The 13,907-nt window shown below is 58.5% G+C and carries 12 protein-coding genes and 4 pseudogenes; 9 read left to right on the plus strand and 7 right to left on the minus strand.

Translation table 11 applies throughout. From position 1 onward, the window contains the following. Positions 1-8: 8 nt before the first annotated feature. A pseudogene (locus IB262_RS31945) lies at positions 9-1,354 on the plus strand (IS66 family transposase); the annotation flags it as partial. An 8-nt stretch (positions 1,355-1,362) separates the two neighbouring features. Here the strand turns inward: IB262_RS31945 and IB262_RS31950 are convergent. Continuing rightward, entirely contained in the window at positions 1,363-2,550 is a 1,188-nt protein-coding gene (locus IB262_RS31950) for an IS110 family transposase (RefSeq protein WP_192494331.1), read from the minus strand. Positions 2,551-2,799: 249 nt separating this feature from the next. On the opposite strand from IB262_RS31950, the pseudogene IB262_RS31955 reads away from it, so the two are divergent. The 6 genes and pseudogenes from IB262_RS31955 to IB262_RS36155 form a co-directional block, all read left to right on the plus strand. After that, positions 2,800-3,054 (plus strand): annotated as a pseudogene (locus IB262_RS31955) (transposase domain-containing protein); the annotation flags it as partial. An 8-nt stretch (positions 3,055-3,062) separates the two neighbouring features. Next, positions 3,063-3,344 (plus strand): hypothetical protein, encoded by a 282-nt coding sequence (locus IB262_RS31960; protein WP_234798775.1) that lies wholly within the window; start codon positions 3,063-3,065, stop codon positions 3,342-3,344. 546 nt (positions 3,345-3,890) lie between these two features. Then, entirely contained in the window at positions 3,891-4,199 is a 309-nt protein-coding gene (locus IB262_RS31965; RefSeq protein WP_060608662.1) for a DUF1236 domain-containing protein, read from the plus strand. A gap of 777 nt (positions 4,200-4,976) precedes the next feature. Then, positions 4,977-6,083 carry a serine kinase gene (locus tag IB262_RS31970; RefSeq protein ID WP_110819549.1) on the plus strand — a complete coding sequence of 369 codons (1,107 nt, stop codon included), beginning with the start codon at positions 4,977-4,979 and terminating at the stop codon, positions 6,081-6,083. Beyond that, the gene (locus IB262_RS31975) at positions 6,070-7,152 is read left to right on the plus strand and encodes a nucleotidyltransferase family protein (RefSeq protein ID WP_110819548.1); all 1,083 of its coding nucleotides are present in this window, start codon (positions 6,070-6,072) and stop codon (positions 7,150-7,152) included. The genes IB262_RS31970 and IB262_RS31975 overlap by 14 nt, the downstream gene beginning before the upstream one ends. Positions 7,153-7,315: 163 nt before the next feature. Further along, positions 7,316-7,612, plus strand: coding sequence for a hypothetical protein (locus IB262_RS36155; RefSeq protein ID WP_110819547.1), 297 nt, complete (start codon positions 7,316-7,318; stop codon positions 7,610-7,612). A gap of 1,075 nt (positions 7,613-8,687) precedes the next feature. On the opposite strand, the gene IB262_RS36160 is transcribed toward IB262_RS36155, so the two are convergent. The 5 genes and pseudogenes from IB262_RS36160 to IB262_RS31995 all read right to left on the minus strand — a co-directional run bounded on the left by IB262_RS36160 (position 8,688) and on the right by IB262_RS31995 (position 12,178). After that, positions 8,688-9,128, minus strand: coding sequence for a methyl-accepting chemotaxis protein (locus IB262_RS36160; protein ID WP_348646946.1), 441 nt, complete (start codon positions 9,126-9,128; stop codon positions 8,688-8,690). A gap of 10 nt (positions 9,129-9,138) precedes the next feature. Next, positions 9,139-10,176 (minus strand): annotated as a pseudogene (locus IB262_RS31980) (protoglobin domain-containing protein); the annotation flags it as partial. 303 nt (positions 10,177-10,479) lie between these two features. Next, positions 10,480-10,824: a hypothetical protein gene (locus tag IB262_RS31985; protein ID WP_110819546.1), complete on the minus strand. Its 345-nt coding sequence runs from the start codon at positions 10,822-10,824 to the stop codon at positions 10,480-10,482. Positions 10,825-11,588: 764 nt separating this feature from the next. Continuing rightward, positions 11,589-11,858 carry a hypothetical protein gene (locus tag IB262_RS31990; RefSeq protein ID WP_192494323.1) on the minus strand — a complete coding sequence of 90 codons (270 nt, stop codon included), beginning with the start codon at positions 11,856-11,858 and terminating at the stop codon, positions 11,589-11,591. 20 nt (positions 11,859-11,878) lie between these two features. Continuing rightward, positions 11,879-12,178 (minus strand): DUF982 domain-containing protein, encoded by a 300-nt coding sequence (locus IB262_RS31995; RefSeq protein ID WP_110819544.1) that lies wholly within the window; start codon positions 12,176-12,178, stop codon positions 11,879-11,881. A gap of 308 nt (positions 12,179-12,486) precedes the next feature. Here IB262_RS31995 and IB262_RS32000 point away from each other — a divergent pair, with 308 nt between their 5' ends. Then, on the plus strand, positions 12,487-12,735 hold the full coding sequence (locus IB262_RS32000) for a CopG family ribbon-helix-helix protein (protein ID WP_110819543.1): 249 nt from the start codon (positions 12,487-12,489) through the stop codon (positions 12,733-12,735). Between the two features lie 71 nt (positions 12,736-12,806). Here the strand turns inward: IB262_RS32000 and IB262_RS32005 are convergent. Next, a pseudogene (locus IB262_RS32005) lies at positions 12,807-13,097 on the minus strand (aminoglycoside phosphotransferase family protein); the annotation flags it as partial. 90 nt (positions 13,098-13,187) lie between these two features. On the opposite strand from IB262_RS32005, the gene IB262_RS32010 reads away from it, so the two are divergent. After that, positions 13,188-13,814, plus strand: a complete 627-nt coding sequence (locus IB262_RS32010; RefSeq protein ID WP_110819542.1) for a TetR/AcrR family transcriptional regulator — start codon at positions 13,188-13,190, stop codon at positions 13,812-13,814. Positions 13,815-13,907 lie beyond the last annotated feature (93 nt).

Consider the following 13,907-nt stretch of genomic DNA (forward strand, 5'->3'; position numbering starts at 1 on the left):
CGCATGCGATGATCCTCGCCGAGCGTGCGGCCCGCCGTGAAGCCGAGGCGCTCGCTGCTCGCGCCCAGGCCGTGAACTCGCATTCGGATGCACTGATCGCCCGGCTCAGGCTGGAGATTGAGAAGCTCAAGCGCGACATCCATGGCAGCCGCTCGGAGCGTAAAGCCCGGCTTCTCGAACAGATGGAGCTGCAGCTCGAGGAACTGGAAGCGGACGCCGGCGAAGACGAACTGGCGGCGGAGATGGCGGCACGCTCCTCGGCGGTCAGGGCCTTCGAGCGCAAGCGTCCATCTCGCAAGCCTTTTCCAGAGCATCTGCCGCGCGAGCGCGTCGTCATTGCCGCACCCGCGAACTGCCCGTGCTGCGGCTCGGCCAAACTGGCGAAGCTGGGTGAGGATATCACCGAGACGCTGGAGGTAATCCCGCGTCAGTGGAAGGTGATCCAGACCGTGCGGGAGAAGTTTACCTGCCGCGCATGCGAGAAGATCACCCAGCCGCCGGCACCCTTCCATGTGACGCCGCGCGGCTTTGCCGGGCCGAACCTCTTGGCAATGATCCTGTTTGAGAAGTTCGGTCAACATCAGCCGCTGAACCGGCAGAGTGAGCGCTATGCCCGCGAGGGCATCGACCTCAGCCTCTCGACGCTCGCCGACCAGGTCGGGGCCTGCGCCGCGGCGCTGAAGCCGCTGCATGGGCTGATCGAGGCGCATGTACTGACCGCCGAGCGTCTGCATGGCGATGACACCACCGTGCCGATCCTCGCCAAAGGCAAGACCGACACGGGACGCATCTGGACCTATGTCAGGGATGACCGGCCGTTCGGTGGGCAGTCGCCGCCGGCGGCGCTCTACTATGCCTCGCGCGATCGGCGACAGGAGCACCCCGAGCGTCATCTCAAGAGCTTCACCGGCATTCTGCAGGCCGACGCCTATGGCGGCTACAATCCGCTGTTTAAGGTGGATCGTGATCCTGGTCCGTTGACCCAGGCACTGTGTTGGGCGCATTCGCGGCGCAAGTTCTTCGTGCTTGCCGACATCGCCACCAACGCCAAACGCGGAAAGCATGCTGCCGCGATCTCGCCGGTTGCCCTCGAGGCGGTCAAGCGCATCGACGCGCTGTTCGACATCGAGCGCGACATCAACGGACTTTTGGCCAACGACCGGCTGCAACGACGTCAGCAGGACAGCCGTCGCTCGTTGATGAGCTTGAGGTCTGGCTTCGATCTGAGCGAACAAAGCTGTCGCGCAGTTCACCGGTCGCCGAGCCGATCGATTACATGCTGAAGCGCTGGGACGGCTTCACATCCTTCCTCGGCGATGGCCGGATCTGCCTCACCACGGATGGTGTTGAGAAGAGGGAAACTCACTCTCTTGCCACTCGTTGCGGATTTTGCTTCCAAACCCCGACCATCCGCTCGTAGGCCCTTTCCGCGCGTTCGACATATTCGGCCTCGCGATCACGGACCTCCTTGATCCAGTAGTCGTGGCCACGACCTGCTTTTCCATATGCTTTGGCAGCGCCAGCCTTCAGTTCAACCCTTCTTAGCTTCATCGCCGTGAACGACGGTCTCGCATAAGCGTAGTCCTGTCCGCTCGAGAGAATGTGCCAGATCATCACCGTCAGCTTTCTCGCAGTGGCTACCGCTGCAGCCGGTGCACCACGCTTCTTGTGGACGCGAGCAAAGAAGGCGCGCAACGGTCCTGGCGCCAGCTTTGCCGACCACGCAGCCTCAACGAGCATGCGGCGCGCATCGCTATTCCCCTGCTTGGTGATACGTCCGTGGCGGGCCGGATGGTCTCCTGATTGGCGGATCCGGGGCGTGAGGCCGAAGTAGCTGCTGAGCTTTTCCGGGGTCGGAAACCGCTGGATGTCCCCGATTGAGGCCAGGATGGTCGATGCAACGACGGAGCTCACGCCGGGAATTGTCATCAATCGGAGGGCGCGCGGATCGTCGAGCGATTGTTGGGCGAGCGTTTTGTCGAGTTCAGCGAGCTGAGCCGTCACGCGCTCCAGCTCGGCAACGTATCTGCCGATCATCGCGCGCTCTTCGGATGCCAAGGGCAATTGGGCTAGCCATTTCCGGCCTGCGGAGCCGAACAAATGACCGTCGTATTTGGGGATAAGATTGGCGTGCAGAATGGCCTGAATCCGTCCCTTCGTTCGGACAAGCTGCGCCAACACACCCATGCGCTCGGCAATTTGTCGCCGCCGCACCGTCGTACTATCGTCGGCCACCCATACCTCCGGCAGCAGGCCACCGGCATGGAGCCTGGCTAAGGTGGCGGCATCAACTTTGTCCGACTTGACCCGGGCCCAGGCGATGGCCTTCACGAGACGGGAGTTCGCCACAATGACGCGTTTCACATACGGCCGTAAAAGCCGTTCGACCGCCGTGCTGTTGCCGGTTGCCTCGATCACGACCTCGTCGTCCCTTCGCAGTGAAGCCGCAAATCGAAGAAATCGATCTCGGACGAGTTCGACGCGCCGCTCGCTGACGATGCTGCCATCGTCCAGAATCGCGACTTGGGCGAACGAACGATGAATGTCCATTCCAACCACACGCATGTTTCATCTCCTTCCGGTAATGGGAGCCGGTGGAGATACACGACATCTACGGATTCGCGCTCGCAGCGCAGCCGGGCAAGTCGTAGGGGCGGCCAAGTAACAACTCGAGTTCGCAACTCATGGTCAGGACGGCCTGCCACCGTTTCATGCTCCCAGCGCCCCTATCCCGGTACCCGATCGTACCTCATTTACTTCTTCGGATCACGGAGGGGCGCCGCAAACACCATACCCTTTAACAACGCCGCCGAACGGGCGTTGCGCGGCTTCGCTCTGGGGAGGAAGGCATGGCTCTTTGCCGGCTCCGACCGTGGTGCTGATCGCGCCGCCTTCATGGCAACGCTGATCATGAGCGCCAAGCTCAATGACATCGATCCACAAGCGTGGCTCGCCGATGTGCTCGCTCGCATCGCCGACACCTCGATCACCAGGCTCGAGCAATTGCTCCCGTGGAATTGGACGGCATTGTCAGCAAAAGCCGCTGCTGCGTAGGAGTACCGATGACTTACGATATCGACAAAATCCGCGCTCTTGTTCGCGATGTGTTGCTCCGCGACTGGGATCCGATCGGCATATCTGACATTCCCGAAGTGAAGGACGAATACGACGCCTACGCCGACGTCGTGCTCGGTATGCTCATCAACGAGAACGCAACGGCAGAAGACATCGCCAACTACCTCTTCAAGATAGCCACAGAGCACATGGCGCTGCCCAATCGCGAGATGGCGAAGCTGTCCGAGACAGCCGCAGCAGCAATCGTGGCCCTACGATCAAACCGCTAGGCGGAAGTCACCTTCGAGCTACCTGTGGTGCTCACCGGACGGATACGCATCATCCCGAGATAGATGCGGAACAACGAAGGCAAAGAAGATGATTTCGGCGGCATCGTGCAGGCTCGGATGCCTGCCAACCGCTGCGCTGAAGCAGGCCGAAGTCGGACCCTGGTCGTCGAGAACAACCGCCTCGCCACATGGCCGTACTCGCGAGGCTCGGCGACCCGAACTTCTCGTCGTCGTGACCGCCACGGGGGATTGCCCTCACGTTGCCCGCTTCAGCATGGTGAGGCGATAGCCGTGCCACCTCGAAGGCCATTCAGGACCTCGCGGCGGCCGGTTGCACCGCGGCGTTGCAGGGTCAAAGGAGGCGGAGGAGGGAACTGCCTGGACCTCGTTTAGCCGATCCGAGCCAGACTATGGTCTGGGCGGCCGGCAAGACCTAAGTCGAAGTACGTGCGACTGAAGTCTGACCCTGGAACGGTAATTCCTCAAGAGCGTTTGCAAAGTGTTCCCGCTTTGAGAGCAGGGAATCCAAAACAGATGGAGACGTACATGAAGAAGGTTTTTGTCAGTTCTGCCCTTGCAGGTTTGTTTCTGCTCGGGGCTTCCGGCTTTGGTTTTGCTCAAACGGTCCTAGTCACGCCAGAGCAGGAAACGGTCGTTCGCGAATACGTGAAGAAGAAACCCCTCGCTTCCATCAATCTTCCGGGCGTTGAGCTGAATGTGGGCTCCGCACTCCCCGAGACGGTGGAATTGCACACCATTGATGCGCCGGACATCAAATACCGCTATGTGGTCATCGATAATCGCACCGTGCTGGTAGATCCAGGCACTCGCAAGATCGTTCGCGTTATCGAATGACTGAAGACACGTCCCTTCCTTTCGGGGAAGGGACGTCTTCGCGAGCTACGCGAGGAAGAACGGCGATTGGACTTTAGTCCCATAATCTGGCCGCAAAGGTCCTAATCCGTAGCGGTCCCATATCGTCGCGTTATTTTAGCTTTAGCCTGTGGACAATCCATCCAGTGCTCCATAGTCCGACAACGACGCCGGGGCAGCCTACCCGCCCTTCGGTTCCTTCTGGTGTCGTTGCCGACAGGAGGATCGAATGTACGAACCATACTGCTACGGCGAGCCACCGCGCAAATTGTCTAGAGGGTTACCCATCGGCATCACGCTCTTGGCGATAGTTGTCATCGGAGCCTATCTCTTCGTGGGCAGCGCGCTCTCGAACGATCCTCACCAAACCAGTGCCATTGTCCTTCCCCCACCCGCCCCAACGTCAAAATAGCCTTGAGCTTTAGCGAGGGAGCAACCATGAGATTGATGCATTTAGGTCGAGCCCGTCCGGTATCGCCCTCAGCTGCGCCAAGCCAGAGAACCTTGCCTCCTAGATCTTTTCGAGGCGTACGCGCTCGCCGCGACGACTCTCGACGACCTGATGCAGGAGTACCCGGCGCGCGTAGAGCTGATCAGCGAATACAGACAGGTGTGCTCGGACTTGCAGGCAGAGGTCGTCGTCCTCCTCACGCTCACAGATGAGCGACTATTTTCATGAAATCGAGGGCGCTCGGCTCTTGCAACCCTATTGTCGACTAGAATGTGGATTCAATTGTCTTTAGCGAACGAGAAGCGCCGATGAAGTTCCGCCTCTCCGCCGGTGCAAGTTTCTTCTTGCTTGGGGAACGGAAGACTATCTTTGACGAAGCGTCCCAGCAGATTTTCCAACTGGATGAGTTGAGCGCCTTTCTTACCTGCCTCCTCGCCGAGGCCGCGCCGGCGCATCAGTTGGAAGGCGTCCTGGTGGCCCGGGGCGTAAGCCGAGCGCGTGCGCACGCGTCGGTGCAAGACTATCTGGCCCATTTGTCACGATGGAATCTGCTGGAGATCATGTTTGATGAGAACGAGGGCACTGCGTTAGACACCCAGACATTTGATTTCGAAGGTACCGCCGTATCGCTCGCCTTTTATGATCGAGAGCTTCGCGACCTCGTTGTCCCGATTTTCGCCCACAATGGGGCTGCTGCCGCTACGTCACACACGGCTGCGTACGACGTGGCGCGTTTTGGCGAGCGCGTATGCATCAGCCGACATCGTTCCGCGGGTATGATTGTCGCTGACTTGGAGGTTGCCCCAGCGATCAAGGCGCTTGTGACAGACGACATTCTTGCCAACCTTGGCCTGAATGTCGCACTTCACGCGGCATTGCTCGTCAAGAACGGAAAAGGCCTCCTGATCTGTGGCGCGGCGGGGGCCGGCAAGACGACACTCGCCGTGGCATTGCTCGGGGCAGGCTTCACCTACGGCGGAGATGATATCGCGCTGATGGATGAGGATGGACTGCTTGTGGGAGTGCCCTTCTCGCCCGCATTGAAGCAGGGGTCTTGGGGGCTGCTCGGCCACATGTCAGATGCAATTCTGGCAGCGCCAATCCATAGGCGGCTCGACAATAAGCGTGTGCGCTATCCGACAGGGCTGCCCTATGCTGCACGCGTGCGGGTTCAGCCTGCAGCTGTCGTGCTGATCCGCCGTCGTCGCACCGGGCCAGTCGAGGTTTGCGACGTTGAGCCCATGCGTGCCCTTTCGGAACTACTGGCCGGTGCGCACACGCCAGAGCGTCGCCTCGCCTTGCCGCAGTTTCAGCGGCTCCTCGATATGGTTTCACAGGCGCGCACCGTCGAGCTGACCTACTCTTCCCTCGACAGAGCCGTAGAGACATTGAGGCGACTTTATGACAGGCAATAGTTGGCGCGATCTGGTTACGCTCGCCTCCTGCCTCAACGGGCACATACCGAAAGAGGCGAACTGGGACGGGATCGTAGCCCTTGCGAACAGAAGCCTGACGATCACCTCACTTGCAGGCGCGGTGAAGGAAGCCAACCCGCACTTGCCGGAGGATCTCTCCAACTATCTGTCGATGATATATCGGCGGAACACTGACCGAAATTGCAGACTGAAAGCTCAGCTGGGGGAGGCGGCCGCATCTCTGAACGAGATCGGTATAGAGCCCGTCGTGCTGAAGGGAACAGCCATCCTTGCGAGTGCGGCCCCTGAAGCGCTTGGTGCACGGCTCCTGACCGATTTGGACATTCTTGTCTGCCCCCAGGATATGCGAGAGGCATCAAAAGCACTATGCCGTCAGGGATATGAGGTTGCGCTATCTTCCGGTGAAGGTTCCTGGCCAGGGAATGCGGAATATCATCTCCCAGTCGTCCTGATCCGTCCAACGGATGTCGGAAGCATTGATCTTCAGTGTCGAGCGAAAGGGCCGGCCTCCTTCGGCGACGCGGAGTGGCTTTATGGCGATAGTTGCGTGGTCGATATTGGCGGAGGCCGTGTACGCGTTCCAACGGCGTTTGCGCAGATCATTCTTTTCATTCTTCACGATCAGTTTCAAGATGGTGACTATTGGCGCGGGCTACTCGACCTGCGCCATCTGCTGGACATAGCAACGCTCGCCCGCGCGTCATCGGTCGACTGGAACGGACTCAGAGCGCTTTTCGCGAACGGCTATGAGAGGAACGCAGTCGAGACCCAAATCGTAACAGCCGCCGCGCTTCTCGGCCTAGACCGAACGGCGATTAGGGGAGTGGGATCGACGGCCAGGATCCAGTTTGCCCGGCGGCGACTTCAGCTCGGCTGTGACTACCTGCGGACTCCGCTCACGCTCCTGACTCTCATCTCGGAAGTTGCCCACTATCGCTCCTGGGATCGTTTCGGGGGCGAGCCTTATCCTTCTAAGCGCCGGGAGCTTGTGCGAAAGGCTCGCGAATTGCGGCGTAATTTCCGCGCCAAGCCTCCCGGAAAACTGTAGCCGATTGGGGAAGCCTGTGGAGTTTGCAACCGAGCATTGACAGTGGGTGGATGTGCGGAGGGCACCCAGCTACATCTAAAGATATATGGATAACTCGTAGCTTTTAATGTAAAAGTAGTTGGTCCTAATATATCTGGCATCCGTTGGACGGGTGGGAGGGTAGATGGCCGAAGAACTCAACCAATCTCGAAGTGACCACGATCGGCGCGAGTTTCTGAAAAGCTGCGGTCGATTTGCGGCCGTAACCCCACCAGTCGTCACAATGCTTCTGTCAACCAGCCTGACGTCGCAAGCGATTGCCTCTTCGGGTGGTGGCGGTGGCGGCAGCAAAGGAAACAATGGGTGGGGTAACGGGCCGAGTTCGACAAATAGAGGAAGCAGCCACGGGCGTGGTGTTTCGCGAGGGGGCCCGGGTGCGGGTCAATCGCAGAACAGCAGCAAAATGAACGGACGCCCTTAGACCACATTTGGCTCGTCGCCCAGTGGCTCACCACATGAGAAGCAGCCGAAACTCAATGGAAGCTCCGGGAGCTCACCTTGAACGGATCTATGTCCAAGTCTTGTTTGTAGATAGCCGCACGGCGGCCTTGCGATTGTCGCGCCGCTGACGAGAATCAAGCTGCTGCCCCCCGACAGTCGCGTTCACCCTTGGCCTCCGCGCGCGAAACGGTCCGCTTCGCGTTAGGTCTTGACGGAGGAGCGACAGCGGAGCGCCCTAAGCGTCAGCCGGTACGGGAATAGGTCCTCGACGACCCGACCTCGCCTGCGGCATGGATTCCAGCGCGACCTCGGGCTCTTGCATTTCGCAGACTCAGCGAGCTGTCAAACGAAGTGAGGATCTGACCCCGCCTATTGCCTCACCCAGGAATGTTACTGACGTTGAGGGCAATGAGACGGCCCGTATCTCCTCCCGCCGTTAGCGTGAGGAGATACGGGCGCGCGCTTCATCCAGTACAGAGCCACCAGTCCTTCCCGAATCTAGGGACCATACCGGACAGCATATTGCCGAGTGCAAGGCGGCGTCAGAGCCTGTCACAGCCTTAAGCGTGGACGTCGCCTTAGGGGGCGGACAGACCGGGCTCCCACGAGCCGGCTACGGCTTGTTGCTGTAAATTTACGTTTTGGGTTTCCAAATTGCATGATGTATCGACTGGAAGCGGATCTTCTCACTGCTGGAGAGTCGAAACCCGATCGACGCAACTTGTGAGCCGGCGGCGACGGATGGGGGGCAAACGAACGCTCAGTTCGCCGCTGAGCAGTCGCCGTCTTCTGGAACAGGATTCCGGCGACCTCAAACGCCAGCCTGATCTGTTTCGAATTGCTTTCTTTTCTCGCATCTCGCCCCTTGTAGAACGCACGAATCGAGACTGCGGTGGTTCGCACTCAGCCGGGTGCACCGCTTGACCGCGTGAACCCGCAAGAAAGGTGGCGGCAAGCCACCACCTTTCCGTTTCAGAGCGGACGAACTTGCAGGGACGGTCGCTCAGAAAACCATCGTTGGACTGGAGGGAGATCAACGGCCGTCGGGCAAGCCGCTAAGCAGCCGGTAGATGCCTTGCTCTTTCCTCTTGGCCGTGCTCAGCACCGTTCGTTCGGAAACGGCCGACCAAAACCGCTAGCCGGTCGCTGATCTGTGAAAGCGTTTGGGCAGATGCGTTTGTCTCCTCCATCATTGTGGCGTTTTGTTGCGTGATCTGATCCATACTCCGGACCGCAGAATTAATCTCCTCAATCCCGGACGCCTGTTCCTGGGCCGACCGAGCCATCGAGCTGATGCTGCTGTTGATCGAAGCCACACGATCTCCAATGTGTGATAACGAATGACCCGTCTCGTTGACCAGCTGGACGCCGCGAAGCACGTCTGACGACGAGCGGTTGATCAACTCTTTGATCTCTTTTGCGGCCCCAGCCGAACGTTGCGCGAGTTCCCGCACCTCCTGCGCGACAACAGCGAACCCCTTGCCTTGCTTCCACACCAGCGTTTAATGCCAGTAGATTTGTCTGAAACGCAATTTCATCGATGACTCCGATGATCTGGGTCATTTTCTGCGAAGAGCTTTCGATATCTCCCATGGCCGCGACGGCTTGTTTCACCACCTCTCCGGACCGATTCGTCTCGACCGTTGATTCCCGAACCACAGTCTGGACTTCCTGGGCTCTCTGAGTTGACTGTCCGGCAATGGTCGTGATTTGTTCGAGCGCCGCCGCGCTCTCCTCGAGCGCTGAGGCCTGGTGCTCGGTCCGCTTGGCAATCTCATTTGCGGCAGAAGCGATTCCGGCAGCTTCACAGCGAACCTGGTCAACTGACGAAGCGATCTCCTGCATAGCGCGATCGAGCGCGGCGACCGATGAGTTGAAATTGTCTTTTAGTCCCCTGAAGCTCGGCGCAAGCGCCTCATTGAGCTCGGATGTCAGATCGCCACCCGCCAGTCTTGCCAGAACGGTTTCCAGTGCGGAAAGCGCTTGATCCTGCTCCTCTTTTTCTCTCGCTCGTTGCTCCTCCAGACGGGCGCGTTCATCGGCAAGTGCATCGAGATAGACCGAAATGGCATAGTCCATGTCGACCAGGGCCGCTTTCACTACTGCCGTTAGGTCATCTCCGACCTTTTGAGCTTTGCGGCCATGCAGGATACCTTTAAGCTCTTGATTAACAACGGCGCGAATGATGCCGTCCAGGATCATGGCGTATCCGCCGATGTACCAGCGGGGTTCGAGCCCGATACGGGCGTGAACGCGTCCGACTGTTGTCACCCCCTCGACGTAATCAGACTGGTATGTGCCGGAGGCGATAATCTCTCAATGCTTGACTTGGCGATCTTTGGCGTGAGCAATATGAGCATCGTTCGAGAAGAATCTTGCCGTTTTCGGATGTTTCGACACTTTCGTGTAAAACGCGTCGAGCGCATGACCGATAGCCGTGCCTATGACGGGCTGCACGTTTGCCAAGCTGCGGCGTTGGCGTTCATCAAGACCCACAAAATCGAGGCGGTCTTGCAGGTCAGAATTTCTTGCCTGAATAGTCATCGTAAACTCCGCTTTGCGCTCGAAGCGATTGAGTATGAGAATATTCGGCCATGCTTAATTTCTGGTTAGCAGCACAACGTGGGCGCGACGAATTGCCTCTGGCATCGGTTCAGGTTGCAAGCCTCCTCGAAGGCGCGCGCTACTGCACGCGCAGTCTCTACCCATTCCGCTCTCTCCGCCCGCCACTGGATATTCCCCCGGACAACACCGACGCAAAGACGTCGGGAGCGTGTGCGTATCGAGCGGCTGTAAGGCGTTTCGCTTTCCGGCGACCACGTTTCGAAGTTCATTGCCCGGTAGCCTTCAGGCGGATTGTTTTGTTCTCACCGACGCCGCCTTGAAAGCCTTCCTAATTTCTCTCATCCGACGGTCAAGGGTATTATGACCGGCTTGCATAACGTCGATATCCAAGAGGTGGCCAATGACTGCCAGTTCTTTCATCAAGTCGCCAATAATAAGGTCTGGAGATCGAGTGGTGTTTCCGCCAACGGGCAGGTTCTTGCCACCAAGAGCCGGGGCTTCTAATGCCTGAGTAAGCTCGAGTGCGGCTCCCAAGAATCTTTTCCGACGTTCCACGATATCGCCGGCGGCAGCCGTGCCATCGCAAGCTGCCGTCAAACGAACGGCTTTGTTTTGAAATTCGCTCATGTGTCGCCCCGATTCACATTCGTGTCTCTTAGCTAATATAGCTGAACGCCATCTTAAATCTTCGGAGGTCACGAGACTCTCGAACCGCCACCGAGATCGGGTGCTGTGCGTCACTAACGCCTTCGCTCAGCGAAGGCATAGCTGAATGGCACTGAGAAGCGCGGATGAATCCGCCGGCACGTGGGTCGTGGAATAAAGACAATATCGCCTGCTGCTTCCCTTTCACGCAACATGAACACGAATGGGAGGTCGGCCTGCACCCGTTCTTCCAGCACCTTGGCCCGGAAGGATGTTTACGCGAAGAACAGGGACGGTCGGCACAAGTTGTTGAAGAAGACCTTGCTGCTCCTTCCTTACGGCGCAGATGGTATCGGGGTCGTCAGCATCCGACCGCCGGACGATGCCGCACGGCTCCCGGAAATCAACGAAGTCACGGTCAGCCCCTGACGCGCGGTTTCAGGTGTGCAGAACGTCCGGGATTGACGCTAGGAGGCTTGGCGCGCTGGTTTCGGTTATCGCTTTCAGCCGTATCGTTGACAGCTCTCCCATCTCCGCCAAGCTTGCGCACCTCACCATGGGGGTGAGCTTGGAAAATCTCGGAGTAAAACGAGCCGCGTAAATGTCGGCCGCACGCTAGCGCGGGGATCGGAAATGATTGTCACGGCAGTGTATCGCCGGCGATCGCGCCCCATCGTCAACTGGAGCATCATCGACGGCGAATGGTTCAGACGATAGGCGCTCCATGAGCACGGCGCGCCAAATGTCTAGTTGATTGTTGTGTCGTCGAGCCCTTTGTCATGCTCATGCATGAGGCCGGACTTTGAACGGCGCGCCTCGCGCCACATTGCTGCTTCGAAAAGAGCTGTCTCGTCGCGAATACCAGCCCGATATTCATGCAACAGGTAAGTCGCGAGGTGGTCGGCACGCTTGCTGGGCCGATCAATCTGGCACCACATGCAAACCCGGTCGAAGATCCTTTGCAGGAAGTTCAACTCGGTCGGGCTTATCCAGGCCCTTTCAACGGGGTCAAACATCGGAGCATTCCCATCCTGACCTATGCGGCGGAGCGCCTGTCATCGCGTCTCGAGCTGGTGCGGTGGGCTACCGGCTTCGCTGGGAGACCGGCCTCCATACACGCAGCGACGAAAGCTTCACGCGCGATCGCAACCGGCATCTTTCGGTTAAGGGTGCGCCGACAGACTTCGACGGCTTGCTCGTAGCGTCGTCCGCGACGTCGCGGCCACTCGTTCTCCAGAAAAACGAGCGCGTCGAAGACCGATGAAAAGGTGCGATTGCTGCCGTTCTGGAACGTTACCTGCAACGGTACAGACCATGGCATCTCCGGAAGATACATGTTTCCCTCCTTCCTATCTAACCGGATGAAAGAAGATGGAAAATCATCTGGGAATGCTGAGATTGGTTTTCAAGACCTCCGACACCAGGCGTTTGGCGATCAGGATGTGGTGGGCGCGGCAGGACGCGATCCTGCAACCACTCGGACAAGCGCCAACGGCACTGACCATTGAGCTACAGCCCCCACCAGGGCTAAGCACAGGTTAACCGAGGATCAGTCGCGTATGGGATGCTTTGAAGAAGTGTCTAGACCTTGATGCACCAGTGCGGTTCATCGATATCAAAGCGAACCAAGAAAGGTGAGATCCCATGACCGCCGCGTTTACCGTGCGTGTAAAAGATGAAACCGCGAGCAAACTGGATCAGCTCGCTGAGAAGCTGGATCGGTCGCCGTCCTATAGGGCTGCAGAGGCCATCGAAGCTTTAATTGAGCAGCAAGAATGGCAACTTGCTGAGATTGAAGCCGGGTTGACCGAGGCCGACCGGGGTGAGTTCGCCAGCGATGAAGATGTGGCGAAAGTCGTCAGGAAGTACGTCAAGTCTGCCCGCCAATCATGAGTGGGAGGCGTATTTGTTGGACGCTACAGGCGTTGCGGCGACTTGATGAGATCGGTGCGTATCGACGTCCGTGGTTCCTGCGACGCGCCATACAAATCCGCCATGAGTTCGGCTATAGCCCAGGTCTCGCCTTCGAGGAGCATCAGGTGGTTTTCTCGGCCAAGCAGACGAACTGCACCCTACCTTTGCGCCACGCCAGATCGTCTGCCCCCGGCAGTTCATCAGCAATATCCTCTATTGGCTTTAATGCCTTGACGATTGCGGGAGTCCCACTTGGCAATCGGACTTTCCAAGAAAAGATTCCTGCATGAGAACTGGTTGAGCGACATTCCAATCACAGGAAATTCAGGTGGCACATGCATCTCACGGCTATGTGACTCATCACGTCATCCTTAACTAAGATGCTACATTTTGTAACCTACGGATTGTAGGATCCTGCGCAAGAGGGAAATATGAAGCTCAAGAGAGATATGCGTCGCGAACAGATGCTCGATGTCGCGATGGAAATCGTCCGCAATCAGGGGGCGGATGAACTGACGCTCGGGACCTTGGCCGGAAAAGCAGGGGTCAGTCGCCCAATTGCTTACGAACACTTTTCTACCCGGGCCGGCCTCTTGGTGGCGTTGTTCAAGCGGCTGGAGGACAACTATGTCCACTGGCTCCGCTCTGCTCTCCGTGAAGCGCCAACTGACCTCACCGACGTAGCTGACGTCATCAGCGATGCGTATTTCAAGTGCCTTGCCCAGTTTGGTCCAGAAGCTCTCGCAATCTCCGCCGCACTAAAAGGGACAGAGGAGATGGCCGCACAGCAACGGCTCATGCTCAACGTATACGTCGAGCTGATGTGTGACGCGCTTCGGCCGTTCTCCGGCCTAGAAGATGAGCGCTTGCGCCCCGTGTGCGTCGGTCTTCTGGGCGCAGCGGAGGCCCTTGCCTCCGAGGCACAAGCCGGGGCGATATCCCAGCAAATCGCCACGTCCGTATTAACGTCACTCATCGTAAAGGCTGTGGCTGATGGCCCCCAACAAAGCTGGGTAACGTTCCAGTCGCAAGGCCCGGGAAAGGACGATGAACTTTGACAAGGTTCTCAGGAGGGCACGCAGGGTCCGCCCGATCCCTGGCGCGGCCGGGCAGGTGAGACGTAGGCGCTGCATGAAGGTCGCACGACCAGT

The sequence above is a fragment of the Ensifer sp. ENS02 genome (genome assembly GCF_014851885.1).
In the GTDB taxonomy this organism is placed as follows: domain Bacteria; phylum Pseudomonadota; class Alphaproteobacteria; order Rhizobiales; family Rhizobiaceae; genus Ensifer; species Ensifer adhaerens.